General features: G+C 68.9%; 21 protein-coding genes and 2 pseudogenes. 9 read left to right on the top strand and 14 right to left on the bottom strand.

The window, feature by feature from the left end:
• Positions 1-202: 202 nt before the first annotated feature.
• From rlxS to BM009_RS12625, 6 genes are all read right to left on the bottom strand, one after another.
• Positions 203-2167 (bottom strand): relaxase/mobilization nuclease RlxS, encoded by a 1965-nt coding sequence (gene rlxS / locus BM009_RS12650; RefSeq protein ID WP_093296686.1) that lies wholly within the window; start codon positions 2165-2167, stop codon positions 203-205.
• A gap of 266 nt (positions 2168-2433) precedes the next feature.
• A complete protein-coding gene (locus tag BM009_RS12645; protein ID WP_254772276.1) occupies positions 2434-2805 on the bottom strand; it encodes a hypothetical protein in 372 nt (123 codons plus the stop codon).
• Positions 2806-3026: 221 nt separating this feature from the next.
• A complete protein-coding gene (locus BM009_RS12640; RefSeq protein WP_093296684.1) occupies positions 3027-3638 on the bottom strand; it encodes a lytic transglycosylase domain-containing protein in 612 nt (203 codons plus the stop codon).
• Positions 3626-4210, bottom strand: a complete 585-nt coding sequence (locus BM009_RS12635; RefSeq protein ID WP_093296682.1) for a S26 family signal peptidase — start codon at positions 4208-4210, stop codon at positions 3626-3628. The genes BM009_RS12640 and BM009_RS12635 overlap by 13 nt, the downstream gene beginning before the upstream one ends.
• On the bottom strand, positions 4197-4436 hold the full coding sequence (locus tag BM009_RS12630; protein ID WP_093296680.1) for a helix-turn-helix domain-containing protein: 240 nt from the start codon (positions 4434-4436) through the stop codon (positions 4197-4199). Before BM009_RS12630 ends, BM009_RS12635 begins: the two co-directional genes overlap by 14 nt.
• 167 nt (positions 4437-4603) lie before the next feature.
• Positions 4604-4903 carry a DUF736 domain-containing protein gene (locus BM009_RS12625; protein ID WP_093296678.1) on the bottom strand — a complete coding sequence of 100 codons (300 nt, stop codon included), beginning with the start codon at positions 4901-4903 and terminating at the stop codon, positions 4604-4606.
• Between the two features lie 328 nt (positions 4904-5231).
• On the opposite strand from BM009_RS12625, the gene BM009_RS12620 reads away from it, so the two are divergent.
• A complete protein-coding gene (locus BM009_RS12620; protein ID WP_093296676.1) occupies positions 5232-5711 on the top strand; it encodes a YbaK/EbsC family protein in 480 nt (159 codons plus the stop codon).
• 4 nt (positions 5712-5715) lie between these two features.
• Positions 5716-6126, top strand: coding sequence for an NUDIX hydrolase (locus tag BM009_RS12615; protein WP_093296674.1), 411 nt, complete (start codon positions 5716-5718; stop codon positions 6124-6126).
• Positions 6127-6144: 18 nt separating this feature from the next.
• Here BM009_RS12615 and BM009_RS12610 read toward each other — a convergent pair whose 3' ends face one another.
• The 4 genes and pseudogenes from BM009_RS12610 to BM009_RS12595 all read right to left on the bottom strand — a co-directional run bounded on the left by BM009_RS12610 (position 6145) and on the right by BM009_RS12595 (position 9902).
• Positions 6145-6510 carry an NIPSNAP family protein gene (locus BM009_RS12610; RefSeq protein WP_093296672.1) on the bottom strand — a complete coding sequence of 122 codons (366 nt, stop codon included), beginning with the start codon at positions 6508-6510 and terminating at the stop codon, positions 6145-6147.
• Between the two features lie 151 nt (positions 6511-6661).
• Positions 6662-8416, bottom strand: coding sequence for a ParB/RepB/Spo0J family partition protein (locus tag BM009_RS12605; RefSeq protein WP_093296670.1), 1755 nt, complete (start codon positions 8414-8416; stop codon positions 6662-6664).
• Positions 8417-8506: 90 nt separating this feature from the next.
• A pseudogene (locus tag BM009_RS12600) lies at positions 8507-8934 on the bottom strand (DUF2958 domain-containing protein).
• Complete coding sequence (locus BM009_RS12595; protein ID WP_093296668.1) at positions 8931-9902, bottom strand: ArdC family protein; 972 nt, start codon at positions 9900-9902, stop codon at positions 8931-8933. The pseudogene BM009_RS12600 and the gene BM009_RS12595 overlap by 4 nt, the downstream one beginning before the upstream one ends.
• 337 nt (positions 9903-10239) lie before the next feature.
• On the opposite strand from BM009_RS12595, the gene BM009_RS12590 reads away from it, so the two are divergent.
• Both BM009_RS12590 and BM009_RS12585 read left to right on the top strand, forming a co-directional pair.
• Entirely contained in the window at positions 10240-10596 is a 357-nt protein-coding gene (locus BM009_RS12590; protein WP_093296666.1) for a ParD-like family protein, read from the top strand.
• The gene (locus BM009_RS12585; RefSeq protein WP_093296665.1) at positions 10593-11180 is read left to right on the top strand and encodes an ATPase; all 588 of its coding nucleotides are present in this window, start codon (positions 10593-10595) and stop codon (positions 11178-11180) included. The genes BM009_RS12590 and BM009_RS12585 overlap by 4 nt, the downstream gene beginning before the upstream one ends.
• Here BM009_RS12585 and BM009_RS23230 read toward each other — a convergent pair.
• Positions 11177-11524 (bottom strand): DNA -binding domain-containing protein, encoded by a 348-nt coding sequence (locus tag BM009_RS23230; RefSeq protein ID WP_368085928.1) that lies wholly within the window; start codon positions 11522-11524, stop codon positions 11177-11179. The genes BM009_RS12585 and BM009_RS23230 overlap by 4 nt on opposite strands.
• 322 nt (positions 11525-11846) lie before the next feature.
• Positions 11847-12008 (bottom strand): annotated as a pseudogene (locus BM009_RS23225) (DUF6499 domain-containing protein); the annotation flags it as partial.
• A gap of 208 nt (positions 12009-12216) precedes the next feature.
• On the opposite strand from BM009_RS23225, the gene BM009_RS12575 reads away from it, so the two are divergent.
• The 3 genes from BM009_RS12575 to BM009_RS12565 all read left to right on the top strand — a co-directional run bounded on the left by BM009_RS12575 (position 12217) and on the right by BM009_RS12565 (position 14277).
• Positions 12217-12960 (top strand): helix-turn-helix transcriptional regulator, encoded by a 744-nt coding sequence (locus tag BM009_RS12575; RefSeq protein ID WP_093296661.1) that lies wholly within the window; start codon positions 12217-12219, stop codon positions 12958-12960.
• Between the two features lie 77 nt (positions 12961-13037).
• Positions 13038-13646 (top strand): acyl-homoserine-lactone synthase, encoded by a 609-nt coding sequence (locus tag BM009_RS12570; RefSeq protein ID WP_093296659.1) that lies wholly within the window; start codon positions 13038-13040, stop codon positions 13644-13646.
• 28 nt (positions 13647-13674) lie between these two features.
• Entirely contained in the window at positions 13675-14277 is a 603-nt protein-coding gene (locus BM009_RS12565) for a GntR family transcriptional regulator (RefSeq protein ID WP_093296657.1), read from the top strand.
• Positions 14278-14304: 27 nt separating this feature from the next.
• Here the strand turns inward: BM009_RS12565 and BM009_RS12560 are convergent, their stop codons facing one another.
• Positions 14305-15228, bottom strand: a complete 924-nt coding sequence (locus tag BM009_RS12560) for a HEPN domain-containing protein (RefSeq protein ID WP_093296656.1) — start codon at positions 15226-15228, stop codon at positions 14305-14307.
• Positions 15228-15521: an RNA polymerase sigma factor gene (locus BM009_RS22615; protein WP_175488005.1), complete on the bottom strand. Its 294-nt coding sequence runs from the start codon at positions 15519-15521 to the stop codon at positions 15228-15230. Before BM009_RS22615 ends, BM009_RS12560 begins: the two co-directional genes overlap by 1 nt.
• Positions 15522-15933: 412 nt before the next feature.
• Here BM009_RS22615 and BM009_RS22610 point away from each other — a divergent pair, with 412 nt between their 5' ends.
• Positions 15934-16473, top strand: coding sequence for an RNA polymerase sigma factor (locus tag BM009_RS22610; RefSeq protein WP_175488004.1), 540 nt, complete (start codon positions 15934-15936; stop codon positions 16471-16473).
• Positions 16470-17540 carry a FecR family protein gene (locus BM009_RS12545; RefSeq protein ID WP_175488003.1) on the top strand — a complete coding sequence of 357 codons (1071 nt, stop codon included), beginning with the start codon at positions 16470-16472 and terminating at the stop codon, positions 17538-17540. The genes BM009_RS22610 and BM009_RS12545 overlap by 4 nt, the downstream gene beginning before the upstream one ends.
• The last annotated feature ends 155 nt before the right edge of the window (positions 17541-17695 follow it).

Below are 17695 nucleotides of genomic sequence, written 5' to 3'. Positions count from 1 at the left end.
GGCACGCAGCGAAATTCTCTAGCCCGGTTCCGGCCGAAATCGTCCAGGCGATACTCATCCGCCACGGCCTCGGCTGACGTGTCGGCCTCCGCAGGATGACTCGCGCAAAGTGCGGTGTCAGTCGCGATCGAATCGAGGAAGCAGTAAGGCCGTCGACAACAACCCGGATGCCGTCGAGCGCCACTGTAAGGGCTGGCCTAACTCAACTGATCGCAGGACCCGCTCGACCACGCTCTAATTGCCAGCTAATCCCGTCCGCCCGCATGATGCCCGAGGCCGCTTTGCCTATGTTGCGCTCGAGAACATCGCGCCATGGCACCAGAGTGAAGTCGCGCGACCGCTCGATCAGCGCGTGAGGGCCGCTTTCGAGATCGACGCGGCGGGAGATGATACCCTCGACCCGTTCGCCGATCCGGGTGGGCTCGAACCGCTTGCCGAGCTGCCCAGAAATGCGGCCGCTTGCGCTCTCCAGCTCGCGTTGCCGCAGCTTCTCCAAGGCATTGGCGCGCAGCCGGAAACTTTGACCGTCGCCGTCGCCCAGCTGCTGCTCGATCAGCCACTGCCGGCGTGCCGCCAAGGCACTGCGCACCTCGCGTCCGAAGCCGGCATTGCGCGCTGCGCCGGGTGCGCCCGAGGCGAGCTCGCGATCGAGCCAACTCGGCGCCTCGATGTCGACAAGCTCACTGACCGCCCGCGAAGATAGGATGGTCAATGCAACCGGCCGGTCCCGCTGCTGCCGTCGTGCAAATGCTTCGGCGCGATCCAGGTGGTTCTCCGGAATGGTCCAGCTGCCGTCGGCTTGCCGCTCCGGCCCGGCGCCCGCCCGCCGCATCGCTTCCAGGCGCCGGACATGCGCTGTTGCAAAGGCCTGACTGGCGCTGGCGTCGTGACGCAGGTGGAAGTCGATCGAGTAGCGGCCACCGTTGGCCCTAGCGACGGCGTCGACCGTGCGATCGGCCTCGGTCACACCAAGCGCGCGCGGATCGAGCCGAACGGTCGCGTTCTCGGGGACCGTCGGGGTGGCATCCCCGCGCCCGATATCGACATAGTGCACCCGACCGTCGATGCCGTCGACCAGCAGGTAATGCCGGTCGCGATGCTCGTCGGAAAAGCCGCGCTGGATCAGCCGTCCGACGAGGGGCTCGCGAAGCTCGGTCTCGACCACCTGCTCGACGCCGGCGCGATCCAGCCGGTGCGCCGTCAACTCGCGTTGCATGAGCCGGATGATGTCACCCCGCTCGCCCATCTGGCGGAGCGTGGCCTCGAGGCCTTCGGCAAGCCGGTAGCGCCCACCACCAAGGTCTTCCGCCAGTTCCATCGCCTTGAGCTTCCGCAATCGTCCCGCGGCCACCGCCTGCTGGAACGGATCATTGTCGGCGGCCGATACCGTCCGGTCGGCATCCATCCGCCGGAGCAGCCGCCGGTCGATCGCGGTCAGCCGTTCCTGGTCGACATCGTGGCGGAGACGGGCTTCGATCTCCTGGTCGGTGCGTGGCCCGAGGTCGAGCGTGACGAGCTCGGACGCGCGCTCGCGCAGGCCATGGGAAATATACTCGCGGGCGATGATCAGGTTCTCGCCGCGATCATCGACGCCGCGCAGAACAATGTGGGTGTGCGGATGCTCGGTGTTGAAGTGGTCGACGGCCACCCAGTCGAGCTTCGTGCCGAGGTCCTGCTCGACCTGTGCCATCAGCCGCCGGACATAGGGTTTGAGGTCCGGATATTCGGCACCGTCCTCGGCCGAGACGATGAAGCGGAACTGGTGGCGATCGCCTGCCGCGCGCTGCAGGAATTCCTTGCCGTCCGCACGATCGGTTTCCGGGCCGTAGAGCTCGCCGGGCAGTCCCTCCCGGGTAACCCCATCGCGCTGAATGTAGCGCATGTGCGCGCGGGCGGCCTGACCGCCCTTGCCGGCGAGGCGAATGAGGCTCGCCTTCACGACCGCGCGGCGGGCGCGAAAACCTGCCAGACGATCCCGGCTGGTAAGCAGCCGCCCGATGCTCGCGCCGCGCCCGATCCGGCTTCCGTCGAAGCGCCGCGATCGGAGCCCGGTTCTGGTGCCGGCGAGCCGCGCCGCCACGGCGATGCGACCGCCATAGCGGACGACGGTCTTGCCATCCTTGCCGCGCTGCCCGCCGAGCCTGGGGGTGAAGTCGTCGTCAGACATGACGCTCTCGCAAAATCTCGCACATCGGCCCGGAGAACGGCGGATTTCCGTGGCTTCGGCCCTCCCAGTCTCGCGCCACGGCATCGCGGTCTCGCGAAAAATCGATGTGCAGACAATCCCTTGGCAGGGGTCGCGAGACACTGCCTTTATCTTGTTTCCCCTTTCCTCCCTCTCCGACCACCCTGCCCCGCCCATCCCGGCGCGACGAAAAAACCGGGACACGATGCCGAGGTGGCACCGCATCCCGGCATGGATTGATCCGAATCTCAGGCATCCGCGAACGCCGCCATGGCCGCGAGTCGGTACCCGAAGCTGCGCTTGCCGAGCATCCCGTGCAGGTTTCCGTCGCCATCGACGATCATCATCGCGACGTACCAGCAACCCGCCAGCCGCCCGACGATCCGGACCCGGTCCAGCTCGACATCCGCCCCGCTGTCCGCGCCTTCATACGACCCGATCCAGCGCTCCTGGTCACGCGCTTCCCAGAGAAACTCGGCCTCCTCGGCATCCAGGAACCGATGTGCCAAAGCCTCGCCGGCATCGCGCCCGAACTCGCGCTCCAGCCCCGCAACCAGCGCCGCCAACACGCGATCCGTGGCAGCGCCCGATGCTGCCGAAATCGGTTGTACCATCGCCATGACCGTCTCCTTCGCTTCTGTTCTCCTGATCGAGAACATCGCCTCGAAGACGGGTGGCGGAGCGGCTGTCAGGGCCGCTGGAGCGCGAGCGGAAGCGCCGCGAAGCGGACGTGGGGGGAACCGATTTTCGCAGAAAATTGGGGGGCACCCGCGGGCCTTGAGAGGCGTTTCGCCACCCGTCATGCTCGGACTTTCGAGACGAGCCCCTCCCCCGCTCTCGGTCATGGGACGCGCCTTCGAACTGCGAAAAGCATGCTCGGGGCCGTGTCCTCCCGCTCCGGGAAAGGCGAGACGGCGCCCTCACGCCCAACCACGAACAGTCCCGGTCGCGGGGAGGCTTGCCGGTTCGGCGAAGGCCTCAGCACCGCATCGCCGGTGACCACGCCCAGGTATACGAGGGTCTCGCGCGGCAGCGCGCGCCTGCCCGCCAGATACGCCGCATAGGCGCCCGGCCCGGCGTTATAGGCGGCGAACAGCCTCGGATAGCTGAAGCGATCGTACATCAGCCGCAGGTAGAAGCTGCCCGCCAGGATATTGTCGCGGGGATCGTCGGGGTTGTTGCCGAGCCCCAACCGAGCGCGCATCTCCGCCCAGGTGGCGGGCATCAACTGCATCAGCCCGATAGCGCCGGCCCGGCTGCGGATCGGGCGGCCACCGAGCATGGTGCGTCCGCCGCTTTCGGCTCGCATCACCCGCTCGATCCAAGCAGCCGGGATGCCGAACCGAGTCGAAGCTTCCGCAATCAACGGGCGCCACTGCTCGACCGAATCGGCCCGTGCCGGGGTGGCGAAGACCACCAGCGCCGCGGCAGCAACCGATCTCAACGCTGCCATAGCAATATCGCCTTCCCGACCAGCTGCGCGCCCTTGGTCGGGCCGAAATAGCGTCCGTCGAACGACGCCGGACTGCCCGGCATCAGCAGGAAGAACTGGCCCTCGCGCAGCCGGATGCAGCCGCGCCACCAGGGCAAGGGACGCCCGGCGCCGTCGGCGCTTCGGCGCTCCACAACGCGCCTGCCATTGACCACGACCTGGGCGTCGACGGCACAGACCTGGTCGCCCGCCAACGCTACGACCTGCTTCACCAGCGGCACATTGGCGGGCAGATAGCGGCGTCGGGCAGCGAGCGCCCGCCAGCGTTCGGGGAGTCGCGCGACGACCATGTCACCAGCCTGGATCGAGGCGCCGGGGTCCACCGCATAGAGCCCGATCGGCGCGCTGGCGCTCGCGTTCCAGACCAGTCGCGGGCTCGGAGGAACCGCGAAGGTCAGCGCGAGCAGGCTGGCGCCGAGGCCAATCGCGGCGGCCCGCCAGCCCAGGCGCCGCGGCGCATTGCCGGGCGCGGGACGCCGGTCGGCCCAGGCGAGCAGCGGCAGCTCGCCGGGCGGTTTCTCACGCCGAGTCATGGCCGCCGCCGCGCACCGACTGGGCGTCCGACCACGCCCCCAAATCGTCGATATGATATTGGATCAGCTGGCTGTGGCGGCGGAAGGTCGGACCCTTGCCGTCGCGCCGCAGCTGCTTGAGCAGCCGGGTCGAGATCTTGAGATAGGCCGCTGCCTGGTCGGTGTTGAGGTAGGGCGAGCCGCGCTTGGCGCGGTTCGCGCGCGCGATGTCGTCGTCGATGTCCATCCGCCACTCCCGTCGCATCGAGCCGGCGGCGGGACTGCCGTCGCTCGCGCCTGGGATGGCCGGTGGGAGCAACGCTGCGGAGTGTCGGAATCGACCTGCATCGGTTCGACACCCCCTGCCCCGCAAGGATCGAAGCCCCCCGCGCGGTGCGCGAGGGGCGGTCGATGTCAGCGCGACCAGATGAGCTTGTATTCGCCGTCGTCGCCCTGGGTCAGGGTCGCGTAGATCGGCGCGGGGAAGGACGGATCGTCGAGCTTGAGGCTAAGATATTCCGCGCCGGTCTCGCGCGCCGCCTTGGTCCAGCCCGCCCCGAATTCGACGCCGCCGGCGTTGACGCGGTGGTCGGGGGCCTTGTCGTGGTCGCGCTCGACGGGGCGGATGCTCGCCTTGACGCGGAGCGTGAGGGTGCGGATCTCGCCGGCGTAGATGCCGTTGTCGCCGCGGGTGAAGCTGCCGATCTGTGCCATGGATGTCTCCTGATGCGTGTCTCGATGCCGCCCCATGCGGCCTCGATGGCAGGCGACCAGGCGATGGGCGGACGACGCGCACCGGAAGGCCGAAGCGCCAGCGAAGGACGGCCAAAGCCGGCTTTCTTGCTCCGCGAGGAGCCCGCCAGGGCGGGGAAGAAAGTCGGCGACGCCGTTGCGCGGCCCGGCCGTCCAGCGCCAGACCTGCCATGAAGAGAGGCCATGGGGGTGGTCGCGACCGGCATCGGAAGGCCACCGACGATCGGAAGCGATGCGTGGCGATCGTGCGCATTGGGCATCGCGGATTGCTCGGCTATCGCTACGCTCGATGAGCCATGAATCCGTTCTCGCCGACCTCGCGCTGCGTGCGCCCGATCTGCCGATCATCACGGTCGAACAGAGCACGGCGACCGTCGCCGAGGCCGCGATCGCGCTGGATGTCGTGCCCGGCCAGATCGCCAAGACGCTCGCACTTCGGGTCGATGAACAGGTCGCGCTGCTGGTGACGCGCGGCGACACGCGGCTCGACAATCGCAAGACCAAGGCAGCGCTCGGCGGGCGGCCGCGGATGCTCGATCCTGTCGAGACGCTGGCGGTGACCAGCCATCCGATCGGCGGCGTCTGCCCGTTCGGATTGCCCAACGCGCTCCCGATCTACTGCGATGAGAGCCTCAAGGCGTTCGCGGTCGTCTATCCGGCGGCCGGCTCGCGCAACACGTCGGTCGCGCTGTCGCCGGATCGGCTGGCGGCGCTCGTCGGCGCCCAGTGGGTCGATGTCTGCAGCCTTCCCGAGCCGACGGTCGGCTGAGCGCATGGCAGACGCAGCGTCGAGGACGATTCGCATCGCCGCCGCCCTGATCGACGACGGCGACGGACGGCTGTTGCTCGTACGCAAGGCGGGGTCGCGCTGGTTCATGCAGGCCGGCGGCAAGATTGAGGGGCAGGAAAGCGCGCTGGCTGCGCTTCGGCGCGAACTGGCCGAGGAAATCGGGCTGGCATTGCGCGCCCGGGATGCGCGCTATCTCGGCCGATTTTCGGCGCCGGCCGCCAATGAGGCCGATACGATCGTCGAGGCGGAGCTCTTCCATCTCCGTGTCCGACACGCGCCGATCTTGCAGGCGGAGATCGCGGAAGCGATCTGGATCGGCATCTCGGAGGCCGCCGATTTGCCGCTCGCGCCGCTGACCCGCGATGTCGTGCTGCCGCTGGCGGAGACGCTCTAACGGTACCGCGATCCGCGCTTACAACGCGCCTGAAAGCGGCTGCAGGAAGAGGCGCTCATAGCTTTCGAAGGGCGGTTCGGCGAAGCGGGCGATGACCTTAGCGGCTTCGGGATCTTGCGGCAGCTCGGTGCGATAGCGGCGATAGGCCGCGTCGTCGGGAAAGCCGAACAGCGCGACGGCAAAGTCGCCCTCACCCTGGCGCCCCTTGCCTGGGAAGCTGATCGTCGTGTCGGTGGGCGCGGCGCGCGGCAGGAAGAAGCCGTAATGGGTCCCGCCGAACCGCTCGATCAGGCGCACCCAGGCGCGGCCATAGTCCTCGAACTCGGCAAGCCGTTCGGGGTCGAGCCGATACCGCACTTCGCACACGATCGCGGTGGTTAGCATGCGGCCTTTTCCCTTCGTGGAACTCTCTTCGGAAGACTACGCCCGGAACACGGCGCGATGCAAAATTGCCGCGTGGCGCGCCCTTGGGCGACGTCACGCGGCCGAAATTTTGGGGCCCGCTGCGGGCGGGCCGAGGCCCGCCCGCCTTCGATCACGCCGCCTGCTGCAATGGTGCAGGCGCGGTGTCGGGGTCCGGCTCGGGGGCCTGCGCGGACTCGGCCGTATCACGCGCACCAACGGCGTCGTTCCCGCCTCGGCTGGTATAGTCGGACGCTGGAAAGCCCAGCCATCTCGGCACCCAGCGCTCGACCTTTCGGCGCCCCTCGGCCCCGTCCAGATGATCGCGGATAATGCGCTTGAGGACCTTGGTCTTCTCGGCCGCATTCGCGGCGGCGACTGTCTCGCCCGCCACCTCGCCAACGATCCGGAGGAGCACCTCGCGGTCGCGGATCAGGTCGAAAAAGGCGGCGTCCGCCTCCCACCAGTCGGCCATATCGACGCCGAGATGGACACCGAGCGCAGCGACGACGGCGCTGCCGCTCGCCAGCGTCTCGCCCATCACGATGATCAGGATTTCCATGACCACCGCGTCGGGCAGGTCGACCAGCCGCAGGAACAGCGGGGTGACGTCGCCATGGCCGCTGCCGCCGGTCACGGTCGGCTCGTCGGGCGCAAGGCCGAGCACGGCCAGCACGGCGCGGCGGCGCTCGTCGAACAGCGCCTCGGCAAGGCAGGCCTCGACGCTTTCACGGACCGCGTCGTTGCGCGTCGCCTGCGGTTCGGGCGACACCCGCCAGAGGTGCGAGGCGCTAATCGCATGGGCGACCATCAGCCGCAGCGCGACGCCGGGATGCCCAAGCAGGGCGGCGCGAACGGCGGCATGGCGATGCAGGTCGAGATAGGCCTGCATGGTGGAAGTGACTTCCGGGCGGGGCGCCCTGGCCGGTTCCGACGCTTCGCCGCGCGCTAGGCGGCGCGCTTCCCGGGCCGAGAGATAGCCCTCGTGGAAGGTCACCTCGCCGCTCGCCCGGACATCGACATAGACCCGCCCGCCCTTGCGCTTGGGCGTCTTCTCATACTCCCAGCTATGGAAGTGCTCGGACGGCGGCACGACCACGACATCGCTCCATCCCTGTTCGAGATAGGCTGCGCGGCGCGCTGCGATCGCCGCATTCTGCGCAGCCCAGAAGGCATCGGGATCGGCGAAATAGCGGTCCTCGCCGAACAGGTCGGCGACGATGGCTCCGCCGAAACTCTCCAGGTCGAACAGCGCGTAGCGTACGGCAATCGACTGGCCGCCGAACAGCCATTCCTTGAGCTGGTGGCCGGTCGGGGCATAGCCCTCGGGGTCGTCGAACAGCGCCAGCCAGCTGCGCTGCTGGTGCTTGCTGGCGAGCGTCAGGTGGCGGATCGTCGTGCGGTCGATCTTCTCGGCGGCATAGAGCTGGCGGATGCGCGGCAGCAGGTTGCCGAGTGCCAGCACCCGCGCGACGGTGAGGTCGGGCAGCCCGAAGGTGGCGGCAATGTCGGCCACGTCGCGGCCCTGGCGGACCAGCCGGGTGAAGGTTTCCCACTGGGTGACTTCGTCGGCGTCGAGGCGGGACAGGTTCTCGATCATCGAGGCCTCGATGGCAGCGGCATCGTCGCTGTCGGCGAGGATGCGGCAGGGCAGCGGCTCGGGCTCGCCGGTTTCGGCGGCGATGATCCGGGCGGCATGGTAGCGCCGCGCGCCCGCGACGATCTCGAACTGTCCTGGCTCGGCGGCGGGGCGCACGAGTAGGGTCTGGATGATGCCGCGTTTGCGGACGGTGGGCAGCAGGTCGGACACGTCGGGGGCCTTCTTGCTGTAGCGCATGTTGGTCTTGCTGACGGACAGCTTGTCCGGGTCGATGAACAACAGGGTCATGGTCGTGCTCCTTGCGAGCGCCGGCCGGCCGTTCGTTTCGATGGGGCGGACCGGGTGTCGGGGATGGCGGCGAAGCGCGCCGCCGGCGCTTCAACCGCCATTCGGCGGAAGCTCGGGGTCCGGCGCTTCGCCACCGCGCACGGCGCGGCGGAGCAGCGTCTCTGCCCAGATGATGGAACCGGCGCGCCGCGCCCATTCGGCCCAGTCGGAAAGCGGGACCAGGCCTTCGAAGCCGAGGTCGCGCTCGATGCGCAGGCCGAAGGGAAGCCGGATCGCGGCGATCTCGGAGAGGCTGAAACTACCAGTTCCGGGCAGCCGAAGCCAAGGTCGGCAAGGCCGAACAGCGTGTCGCCGTCTTCGTCGAGTTCGGTCGCCAGCCAGGTCGCAGCACCCAGCGGGTTGAACAGCTTGACGAGCGGCACCGGGTCGGGCTCCGGCAGCCTCTCGCGTCGGGCAGTCCGGCGGGCGATGTCGTTGGCGCGCAGCGCGTCGCGGAGGTCGGGGGTGAGGAGGATCATGCCGCCGCCCTCCCCGCTTCGCGGACGGCCTCGGCCTCGCGGTGGCGGGCGAGCAGCCAGTCGGCGGCCTTGCTGGCGGCGCTCGCCGCCCGGAAGATCGCACGGTGGTCCTCGCGCAGCACCTCCAGCCAGCTGCCGATATAGTCGGCATGGCGCACGGTCGGCACGATGCCGAGGGCGGCGCAGAGGAACGCCGATCCCATCTCGGCGACGAGTTCCTCGCGGGCATAGTCCTTGCTGCCGAAGGCGTTGGTCAGGTCGCGGTCCAGCCGCTTGGCGTGGCCGGTGGCATGGGTGAGTTCGTGCAGGCAGGTGCGGTAATAGTTGACCTGCTCGAAGAAGGCGGGCTGCGGCGGCACCTGCACGAAGTCGTGCGACGGCACGTAGAAGGCCCGATTGCCGCCGACGCGGAACTCGACGCCCGAGGCAGCGATCACCTCCTCGGCGACGGGCACGATCTCGCGCTCGGGCAAGGGCGCAGGGTCGCAGGCCAGCCCTTCGCGGAGGCCCTCGCACTGGGCGACGTTGAAGACGGTGAAGCGCTTGAGGAACGGTACCGCCTTGGCATCGTCGCCGTCGCGGGCGGCACGCGCGCGCTCGGCCTCCGGGGTGAAGCGATCGGCATAGACGACGCACTGGCCGCGCTCGCCCTTGCGGACCGCACCGCCTGCCTCCAGCGCCTGCCGGAAGGTCAGCCAGGATTGCGAGGGCCAGCCCTGCTCGATGACCGCGCCCCAGAGGATCAGGATATTGACCCCGGAGTAGTTCCGACCGGTCAGGGCATTGCGCGGCAGGCCGGGTCCGGTCCCGCCGGTCCGGCCCCAGGGCTGGACCCAAGGTAGTCGCCCGGCTTCGAGTTCGGCGACGATCCGCGCGGTCACCTCGTCGTAGAGATTGGTTCGGGTCGCAGGCTGGCGATCCTCGCAGGCACCGCGCGAGCGGGCAGATCGGCTGGTGGCTTGGCGCATCGGTTCCTCCTCGCCGCCCCAAAAGGCACCATGCCTCCCCGCAAGAGGCGGGGGGTGGGCGGCAGCAGCGACCCAGAGGCCCGGCGCCAGGGGCCGGGGGCACCGAAGGGCGGAGCGCAGCGGAGCACCCCGGAGCGCAAGCGGAGGGGTTGCCGCCGGCCACGCCGGGCCTAGCCGGGCGCGCCGCCTTCCCCCGCCGCGCCGGGAGAGGCACGGACAAGCCGCCGCGCGGGGAGCGCGGCGTCCACAGCAATCGCCGCGGTGCGCCGCCAACGGCGTGCGGCCTTCGCTTGAAGCCGGGGTAGCAAATTGCTACCTATGAAGTTGGAGGTGCAGGATGGCGCAGTCGATCAAGCTTGGCGACGACCTGATGAAGATCGTGCGCCGCGAGTCCGAATTGCAGAGCCGGTCGCTGGCCGGACAGATCGCCCATTGGGTCCGGATCGGGCGCGCGATCGAGAAATCGGGCAATTTCGACCATGCCCGGATCACCGCAGCGCTTGCCGGCGAGATCGAGACGACGGCACTCACCGACGAGGAAAAGGACGTCTGGCTCGATGGCTTCGTCGAGAAGATGGGCCAGGCGAGCCCCGAGGAAGAGGCACTCTACACCCAGCGTCGCCAGCTGGGGCTGGGCGTCGGGCTCGATGAAGGCGGCAACCTCGTGCGCGAGAAGGCCGGCCGCAAGGCATGAAGCCGACGATGATCGTGCTTGCCGGACCGAACGGTGCCGGCAAGTCGACGCTCTATGCCACGCGCGTCGCCCCGAGCTTCGCTGGCCCGTTCATCAACGCCGACCTGATCCAGCACGACGAACTGCGCGATCCCTCGCCCGCAGCGTCCTATGAAGCCGCGCGGATCGCGACGGCGCGGCGTGCCGACCATCTCGCCCGGGCCCGCGACTTCGTGACCGAGACGGTCTTCTCGCACCCTTCGAAGCTCGACCTGATCGACGAAGCCAAGGCGCGCGGCTTCACCGTGGTGCTGATGCATGTCGGGGTGGAGACGCCCGAACTTTCGGTGGCGCGCGTCGGCGCGCGAGTCGAGGAAGGCGGCCATGTCGTCCCCGACGACAAGATCCGCGCGCGCTATGTCCGTGGCGCGCCGCTGATCCGGGAGGCGGCGCTCCGGTCCGATCGCGCGATGGTGTTCGACAATTCCATGCTCAACCGGCCGCCCAGCCACTGCCTGACCTTTGCGAACGGACGACTGGTGTTCGCCCTTCCCCACCTGCCCGCCTGGGTCCGCGCGGTGTACGCGGCGGACCTCCAACTCTAGAGCAGGCCAGTAACCCGATCGTCCCGCGAGTCGGCGCCCGTGCCGAGCAGTGTGCGCCAGCCGCCGGCCGCCATGCGAGCTGCCTCGTCGGCACGCCGACGGACGCGCGACAGCAGGAAGTCGGACCGCCCCTTCCATTCCTCGCGGACGAGGGTCTCGCCGTAGAGCGCCGACGCCATCTCGCGATAGGTAGCACCCGCCGCCACCGCGTCGCCGACGCGGAGCGCCTCGATCCTTCGCTCCATGCCCGGTTCGGGCGGGTGGAGTTTCGGGGAGAAGCGCCCGGTGCGCCACAACTCCAGCATTCGCCGCAGGGTAAGGACATGGGCATCGACCTTGGTCATGCCTGAGAGAAGATAGTCGAGCCGCGCAGGCCCCTCCTCGACCAGTGACCCGCCGACCACGTCCAGCCGGATGCGGTGCCAGCCGTCGGAAAGCGCGACATGCTCGCGGTCGCCGCCGCGGACGATCGTCGCCCAGCGGAGCAGGCGGGCAAGATCGATGCCATCGGGGTCCGTCGTCGCGGTCGGCGAGACGCGGACTTCGAGCACGAAGGGATCGAGGTCTGCATGCCAGAGCAGGCGTGCCTCGTGCGCCGGCCGTCCGGGATCCTCGGCGAAAGCAGAGCCCGAATGCCCGGGCGTCCGCCTCCGGCACCAGAGGCTGCTCCCCCAAGCCACCAAGGCGCCCTAGCCGGGCAGCCATTGCCGCATAACCGGGGTCGCGGCGCAACCACTCCCAGGCGAGACCGGCGCGATCGATGCCGGCCAGCGCGCGGTACGGCGCGTCGTCGCGCCAATCGGGTCGCGAGTCAGCCGCCGGCCCCATGGCTGGTACGCGGGACAAATGCCGAGCCTGCAAAACAGCTTGCCGGCAGTACTTCCGACGAAAATTTGCGCAGTGCACCAAAAACTAGTATCGATTGCACTTCGATCGGGTCGCGACGCCGACGGGAAAGCGGCAGGCGTGATGCCGGCTTGGACAAGGCATCGGCGCAGCGGCCTGGGGCGCGTCCGGCATCGGGTGGGTACGCCCCATGGTCATCGCAACCGCGCAGCATTTCGGCCAGGCCGTCCTGGCCGCCACGACCCTTGGCGAACTGAACAACCTCCTCCACGCCATCACGCGCGAGATGGGCTTCCAGTATTTCGCGCTCTCCCACCATGTCGACGTGCCGCGGGCGCCGCAGCCTGTGCTCCGGCTGCATAACTATCCCCGCGACTGGGAAGCCTATTATGATGCCGAGCGCTTCGGCCCCTCGGACCCGGTGCACCGGGCCAGCCACCTCACCACCGCCGGGTTCTGCTGGTCGATGCTGCCACGCCTCCTTGCACTGACGCACCGGGACGAGGATTTCCTCGCCAGGTCCAGGAAGATCGGGCTGATCGACGGCATCACCATTCCTGCGCATCTCCCCGGCGAGGCGGCCGGCTCCTGCTCGTTCGCGGTGGGTTGGGGCAACACCCCCCGCCCCGAATGGCTGCCGCTCCTCCAGTTCGTCGGGACCTCGGCGTTCGAGGGTGCCAGGCGGCTGGTCGGCATGCGGCGGGCGCAGGCGGACCGGCCGCGGCTCAGCGACCGCCAGCGCGACTGCCTCTATTGGGCAGCGCAGGGCAAGTCCGACTGGGCGATTGCGAAGATCCTCGGCATCAGTCATGAAACGGCGATCCAGCACCTGAAGGAAGCTCGCGGCCGCTACGGGGTGGGCAACCGGACCCAGCTCGCGATCCACGCGATCTTCGATGGAGCGCTGAGCTTCACCGACGCGCTGCGGCGTTGAAACTCCCCAGGTCTGGGGAATAGCGACGGGCCAAACACGGGCGGACGATCAGGCTTCCACAGCAAGGGAAGCCGATCATGCAGTTCCTCCAGGGCGATGGCGCCACCGCAGGCGATGCGGCGATGCGCGCGATGTTCGAAGCGCGGAAGCGGGTATTCGTCGACCTGCTCGGCTGGCACCTGCCGGTTCTTGCCGGCCGCTATGAGGTCGACCAGTTCGACGACATTCATGCCCGCTACCTGATCCTCACCGACGCCGAGGGGCAGCATCTGGCCTCCGCCCGACTGCTGCCGACCGACCGCCCGCATCTGCTGGGCAGCCTGTTCGCCGCGCTGTGCGACGTGCCACCGCCCACCGGGCCCGACGCGTGGGAGATCACCCGCTTCTGCCTCGACCGGCGCTTGCGCGCCGGCGAGCGACGCCGGTGGCGCGACATGCTGGTCCACGGGATTGCCCGCTATGCGCTGGACCACGGGATCAGCTGCTATGTCGGCGTCGCCGAGCCGGCATGGCGCGAGCAGATCCTCGCCTTTGGCTGGGAGGCACATGCGCTCGGACCGATCCGCACGGTCGGTGGCATGCGGCTTGGCGCGCTCCGAATCGAGATCCGGCCCGACACCCCGGCGCTGCTTGCGGCCAACGGCATCCAGCCGCAGTTCCCGCTCGCCCAGGCGAAGGCGGCATGATCGCGCTCCGGCCACAGGAACGGCACCAATGAGCCCCGGTGCCACCTTCGAGCGGGTCTATGGTGCGATCAAGCAGATGCTGCTGGACGGCGAGCTGCCGCCCGGCACCCCGATCGAGCCCGCGGTCATCGGGCGCGAGATTGCGGCCAGCATCACGCCGGTGCGCGATGCGCTCCACCGGCTGACCGGCGAACGGCTGGTCGAGGCGCCGAACCATAATGGCTTCCGCGTACCGCTGCTCTCCGAAGCGGCACTGCGCGATCTCTACCAGTGGAATGGTCGGGTGCTCGGCCTGGCGGCGCGACAGGTTCAGCCCGCATCCGACACCCACCTCCAGCATTCCGGCAGCATCGAGGAGATCACCGCGACGCTCTTCCTTCGCGTCGCGCAGGCAACCGAGAGCGCCGAGCATGTCGCTACGGTCGGGTCACTCAACGACCGCCTGACAAACGTGCGACGGGCGGAAGTCGCTACCCTGCCCGCCATCGCAGACGAAATCACGGGCCTGGAATCGGTCATCACTGCCGGCGACAAGGTCGCACTGATGGCTGCGCTGACGCGCTATCATCGCCGCAGGATCGCAGCGGTGGCAGGCACGATCGCACATCTTATGAGTCTCTCCCGAAGATAGACGCGCCACGCCCCCTCGAAGAAGCCGTCAGGCGGCGGCGCTGCGCTCCAGGGCCGCGATCCGCTCCTCGCAGATCACCTGAACGGCACGGCCGAGCACTTCGACGCGTTCGCCGAGCCAGGCAAGCTCCTCGTCGCTGATCCGATAGTGCTTGGAATATCGCGCCTTCACATAGGCTTCCTTGAGCTTCTCGAAGCGACCGCGATCGGCACGGCTGTCGCGCGGCCATGCATCGACGAGGCGCGGATCGATCCGCTCGGCCTGGGTGCGCAGGAAGCCGAGATTGTGAACATGCGGCGTATAGAAGGTGCAGACTAGCAGGACGCAGTGGTAAAGCCGCTCCGCCGTCTGGTGCATCAGGAAAGCGGCATCCTTCAACCTGCCTTGTGCTTGGCTGAACTGCGCCGTTTCCAACATGCCAGCCGCAGCCGGAAACCACTCGCCGAAATACTCGCGCGCCATCGCCAGCGCCTGCTGCGGCGTCTTGGGCTTGGGCTCGTGCAGCCCGGTGCTGTCGCTCTGGTAGAGCGCGATGCCGTCGCGGGCGACGTCCATGAAGAAGTAGCGGCCATGGGCGAGGCCGCCATTCACTTCCTGCAGCGTGTGGACGATGAAGTTGACCGGGGTGCGCAGGGTCCGCGTGACGGCAAGCTCGCGGTTGAGCCGCTCCTCGGCATTGGCCCAGAACTCGACGCGGTCGGTCAGCTTGTCGTGATTGACGATGACCAGCAGGTCGAAGTCGGACTGGTAGCCCTTGGCGGTATGCGGCTCGTCAACCCAGCCGCCGCGCGCATAGCTGCCATAGAGGATGACCTTGAGGATGCGCGCGTGCCGCTTCCAGTCGACCGTCGCGGTGGCGGTCGCGTCGCCGAATTCCTCGAACAGGATCTGCATCACGCGCTCGAGCTCGCGTCGCTTCGCCGCCGGCAGGTGATCGAGATCGGTGCGCATCAGCCTGACCCTAGCCAGCGTGCAAGGCGATGCAACAGCGCGCGACGCGCTTTGCCGCCGAAACCAACGGGATCGCGCAGATATCGCGCACCGCGAAGGCTCCGATCGACGGCGATGACGGCTTCCCCGAGGAGGCGTTCGACCTCGGCGGTGCTGATGCCGAGCCGTGCGCCGACCTCCGGATAGGCGAGCCCCTCCACGGCGCAAAGCTGGAACACCGCGCGCTGGGCCTCGGGCAGCGCCGTGACCGCGCGCTGCATCGCTGCTCTTTTCTCCTGCCGGTCGATGGACATGATCCTGCTCCGCTGCGCCGACCCGACGGGGCCGGTCGGCGGCGCTGCACACGGGCGCGATCCAGCGGCGGCCCGCACCGCAGGGCGTAGCGACAGCGAAGCACCCGGCCCTGGCCGGGTTGCGGGACGCCCGCGCCGCGCCCGACATGCGGCGTCCGGCCGCGAGGGCGGCAAGGGGCCCAAGCAAATCAGTCGCTTGCCGGGAGAGTTGCACAGCCGCGCGAAGTACCGCAGACTGCACACGCAGCGCGGTCCAGGCCGGCAGCCCGCTGTGGAGTTCGACCGCCAGGCATCACACGCATTCGACCAGTGCGGTCGGGTGTATCCCCGAGGCATATGCCCGGCACGAGATGGGTTCTCGTGCGATCCCCTTCCCATGCCCGCGCCCTGCGCGGCGGCTTCGCCTAGGCCCATGCGGCGACCGGAGCAGGATCCTGGCGCGGCGGCCCACGGGGACGGCCACGCCGAGCTGCGCATCGACGCGCTCTACCGCGAGCAGGCACCGCGCCTGCGCCGCTGGCTCGATGCGCGTTTGCGCTCGAGCGAGGACGCCCATGATGTCGTGCAGGATGCCTTTGCCCGGCTGCTCGGGTCGAGCACTCGCGAGGGTCTGCGCCAGCCCGAGGCATTCCTCAACCGGATCGTGCGGAACCTGCTGATCGACCGATCCCGGCGGGCCGCGAACCGCATCGCGCATGTGCCGATCGACGCGGCGAACGAACCCGAGACGCGTGCTACCCAGGAGGATGCGATCCAGCTCGACCAGATGCGCATACGCTACCGGGCGGCGGTGGACGCGCTGCCGCCCCGGACGCGCGAGGTGTTCCTGCTCCACCGAATGGAGGGGCTCGGCTACAAGGACATCGCGACTCAGCTCGGCATCAGCATCCGCACCGTCGAATGGCATGTCGGCGAGGCGCTGGTGCGGATCGGCAAGGAGCTGGGACAATGACCAACGCCGAAGAACCCACCGAGGGTGCCGCCGAGGCGCTGGCCCGCGAGGCCGCGCACCGCTTTGCCAGGACGCGCGGCCCGGACGCCGAGGTGCACCGGGCGGAACTGGAGGCCTGGCTGGCGGAGGCGCCGGAACACCGTGCTGCATATAATCGCGCCGCCGAGATCTTCGCGATGGGAAAGCTGCTCTCCGAGCCGGATGCGCCTCCATCCGTTGCCGCGCCCGAACCGAAGCGAGGGCGCAAGGGCCTTGCCGTTGCACTGACCACCATCGCCGCCTGCGCGATCGGCGTCGGCGGCTGGATCACCTATCCATCCTCGACGCCCACGCCCGATCGGCCAGCCGCAGTCGCGGGTACGACCGATCACCGAACGCTGTCGACGAGCACCGCCCCACTAACAGTCCAGCTAGCCGATGGCTCGACCGTGACGCTTGCAGCCGACACGGTGGTCGGCGTCGAGGTAGCAGCTGGCGTGCGTCAGATGCGCTTGCTCCGGGGCAAGGCACGGTTCGAGGTCGCGCACGAACGCCGGCCCTTCATCGTCCTGGCGGGCGGCGGCAGCGTGACCGCCCGCGGCACGATCTTCGAGGTTGCATTGGCCCCCGCCGGCAAGGTCGAGGTCCGGCTGCTCCGCGGCGCGGTAGACGTGGCGCTGCCGGGAAGTGGTACCACGCCAACGTCAAAGGTCCGCAGGCTGGCACCGGGCCAGGAGGTCACGTACTCGGCCGAGCCAGAACATACCGCAGCGCGCCTAACCTCGGCAGATACCGCAGGCCTGCAGAGCGCCACGCCGCAATCTTTCGAAGCGGTTTCGGTCCAGGAACTCATCGCGCTGGCGAACCGCACCACCAGCCGGCCGATCCGTCTCGCAGAGCCGTCCCTGGGCTCGCGGCGCGTATCGGGATGGTTCCGCGTGGACGACACGCTGCTCCTGGCACGCCGGCTGGGCGCCTTGTTGTGCAGCGATGTCGACCTGCGCGACGCGCACCAGATCGTGGTAGCGCCGCAGGCAGAGCATGGAAGCTGTGCAACCAAGGAGGCACAGAGACAGGCCGCGCTCTGAAACGGTGCCCGATCGAACGGAGACCGCACAGGGAGCGACGAAGCCGGGCGGGGAAAGCATGCGCCTGGGGGGCATGCGCCACCACCTTTAGCCGCGAGGCCTGGACATAGTGGTGGCAACCCGGCCGCTGCCGATGGTCGGTCAGTCCAGTTGCC

The sequence above is a fragment of the Sphingomonas sp. NFR04 genome (genome assembly GCF_900114095.1).
Taxonomy (GTDB): Bacteria; Pseudomonadota; Alphaproteobacteria; order Sphingomonadales; family Sphingomonadaceae; genus Sphingomonas.
This window is presented reverse-complemented; position numbering and strand designations above follow the sequence as displayed.